4 protein-coding genes are annotated in these 2,966 nt (G+C 33.0%); all 4 read right to left on the reverse strand.

Features of this window, described 5'->3' with window-relative positions; all coding sequences use genetic code 11:
* Nucleotides 1–18 precede the first annotated feature (18 nt).
* Entirely contained in the window at nucleotides 19–861 is an 843-nt protein-coding gene (locus tag KI369_RS23625) for a DegV family protein (RefSeq protein ID WP_212957603.1), read from the reverse strand.
* A 152-nt stretch (nucleotides 862–1,013) separates the two neighbouring features.
* Entirely contained in the window at nucleotides 1,014–1,265 is a 252-nt protein-coding gene (locus tag KI369_RS23630) for a DUF2535 family protein (protein ID WP_000629012.1), read from the reverse strand.
* A 342-nt stretch (nucleotides 1,266–1,607) separates the two neighbouring features.
* Nucleotides 1,608–2,351 carry a twin-arginine translocase subunit TatC gene (tatC, locus tag KI369_RS23635; protein ID WP_144611219.1) on the reverse strand — a complete coding sequence of 248 codons (744 nt, stop codon included), beginning with the start codon at nucleotides 2,349–2,351 and terminating at the stop codon, nucleotides 1,608–1,610.
* A 42-nt stretch (nucleotides 2,352–2,393) separates the two neighbouring features.
* Nucleotides 2,394–2,579: a twin-arginine translocase TatA/TatE family subunit gene (locus tag KI369_RS23640; RefSeq protein WP_000492443.1), complete on the reverse strand. Its 186-nt coding sequence runs from the start codon at nucleotides 2,577–2,579 to the stop codon at nucleotides 2,394–2,396.
* Nucleotides 2,580–2,966 lie beyond the last annotated feature (387 nt).

The following is a 2,966-nucleotide window of genomic DNA, read 5'->3' on the forward strand; positions in this document are numbered from 1 at the left end:
TTTCAAGTAGCTTTTTTATTACTCTGCTAAATACATAAATCCGATTGCACCCGGACCTGTATGAGTACTAATAATAGGCGTTGTAAAGAAAATTTCTGATTGAGCAAATCCACTTACTGTTTCTACAGCTGCTTTTACATTTTCAGCTAAAGGAATTGCTTTCGCATGTGGAATTGCCACAGCTTTTACAACTTTTCCAGCTGTATCTTCCTCAAATAACTTAGCTAACGTTTTTACAATTTGACCTTGGCTACGCACTTTCGTTACAGGGTTATAAACACCATCCTCAAGGCTAGCAATTGGCTTTATATTAAGTAGCGAACCGATAAACGCTTTTCCTTTACCGATACGCCCACCCTTCACTAAGTTTTCTAATGTATCTACTACTACATATAAACGAGTATTCTTTCTCACTTCATCTACACGTTTTAAAATTTCTTCTAGTGAGCGTCCTTCATTTGCCATTTTCGCAGCTTCAACTACTTGATATGCTAAAGCATGTGTAATAAATTGTGAATCAACAACTGTTACTTTTGTGTCAGTCATTGATGCGGCACTATTTGCAGTTGCCACAGTACCACTCATTCCACTTGTCATATGAATGGAAAGTACTTCACTTCCATCTTCCCCTAACTTGTCATACATTTCTACAAATGTACCCATTGCTGGTTGTGATGTTTTTGGTAGTTCCTCTGATTTAATCATTTCTTCAATAAATTCATCCGGTTGTAGATCAACGCGATCTAAATATGTTTGTCCATTTACAGAGATTGATAATGGTAGAACATGAATGTCATACTTCTCAATTACCTCTTGTGATAAATCCGCCGTTGAATCTGTTACAATTTTAATTTTTTGCATATTATATTCTTCCCTTTCCAATACGCTCTCCTTGTTATTATACTAGTATTCCCTGTGCTTTCAACAATTTGGAACGAAATTTAATCAAATTAATTATATTTTTATACCTAAAATGAAAAAGACAGAGCTACTAACCCTGTCCACACTCTATATCATGCATTTTTTTCAAGAGTATTTGTTTTATATACATTTAAATAATCATTCCACTTCAAACAATTTTGTAAATATTCACGGAAAGAATACGAAAATCTTGGGTGTTTTTGTTTTTGAATTTTTGCAATAAATAATTGAAGACGAGACTGAATTAGAAACGATAATGGATGCTGTGCCTGTAGGACAGGGATTTCAAATATTTTAATACAATCCCCTGTTGAATGAGTGAAATAAAAACTTTTCGTAATCACAATATCAATCCTCTTTTTCATTGGATTTTTGAACTTCTTCTACTTTACGCTGTAACACGTTGTTTAAAGTGGCGACTCCTATGAATACAAAAGTATCCTTAGACAATCTCTGTAGTCCTTATGGTTAGAAGATTTATACTCTATTCATCTCCACCTAATCCATCCCCCACCCTAAATTTCTGATAAGATGAGGACTCGTTATCCGTATATTGCTTAATATATTCAGTATAAACTTATAAAAGCGCAAAGTTTGTCTAAATTTTGGAGATTCTATAATTTTTTTCTTCTCTATATTGTATACGTTTATAGCTAGAGTATAACAAATAAATAAAAAAAGTGCCTTTATAACGAGGCACTTTTCGACTGCATTTCTTCTTCTCTTTTCTTTTTTCGCTTACTAACAATCTTTGATAAAGCAATACTAATTTCATAAATACAAATAAGCGGTACCGCAACTAAACTATGAGATAAAAAATCTGGCGGTGATATACACGATGCAATGATAATCAACGCTACGTAAGCATACCTTCTTATTTTAATTAGAAGTTCCGCCGTCAAAAGTCCAATACTCGTTAAAAACATGACTACTACAGGCAATTCAAAAATCACAGCAAATGGAACTGTTAAATTAAGAACAAAATGAAAATACTTTTCTGTCGTAAACATCGTATTAAACATTTCATTACCTATCGTAGTTAAAAAATGAAATAAAAACGGCATTACAACGAAATATCCAAAGCATAAACCTGCAATAAATAATATAGACAATACCGGTATATACATTACTGTCATCTTTTGTTCATTTGGATGTAAACCCGGTTTTACAAATAACCAAATTTGTATAGCAGCAAAAGGAATTGTACAAACGATAGCAAATACTGTAGCAATCGAGAAAAAAATCCACAATACATCACTTGGACCGAGAACAGTTAATTTCATTGGTAAGTCTTTTACAAGCCAAAAATAAATATCCTTCGTAAAAGTAAACCCAACTATTAAAAATAGTACAAAGGATAACACTGTATATATTACTCGTTTGCGAAGCTCAACTATATGTTCTACTACACTCATTTCCCGATCTTCCATCTCGTTCACCACACTTTATTTATCCATTTCGAAGAAAATTCATTACATTTTTTCTTTCTTTTCCTTCTCTTGAAATGCATCATCAGTCAATTCTTTCGTTGATTTTTTGAATTCTTTTAACGTTTCCCCTAAAGCCTTTCCGATTTCCGGCAATTTTTTCGGCCCAAATAAAATGAGTACAGCTACTAAAATTAAAATTAATCCTGGAAAGCCAATATTTGAAAACATTTCTCCATCCCCTTTATTAGTAGATTCCTTGTCCTACTATTGCATAATTTTATTTTGTCAAAAAAGTTTGAAAACGTCAACAAAACCATTGCCTTTTGTCAAAAAAATTCAAAAATATAATCAATTATACAAATTTCATTTTCTATTGCTCTTGTGTATGATATGGTAAGGGAAACGACATATTATTTTATCCCGCTTTAACGGGCAGTAAGAACCACCACCTCAAAATTCAGTGCAAGCAAAGAAGTTACGTGGGGGCTCAACTGTTCGTAAAAGCCCGATTGGTTCAACTAATAATCAGTTGGGGATGCCCCCACTGATTAAAGTTTCACTTTATGATAGTAGAAAGGATTTGCATTATGACTGAAAAAATGACACGAATGACGC

This window comes from Bacillus sanguinis, assembly GCF_018332475.1.
GTDB classification, from domain to species: Bacteria; Bacillota; Bacilli; order Bacillales; family Bacillaceae_G; genus Bacillus_A; species Bacillus_A sanguinis.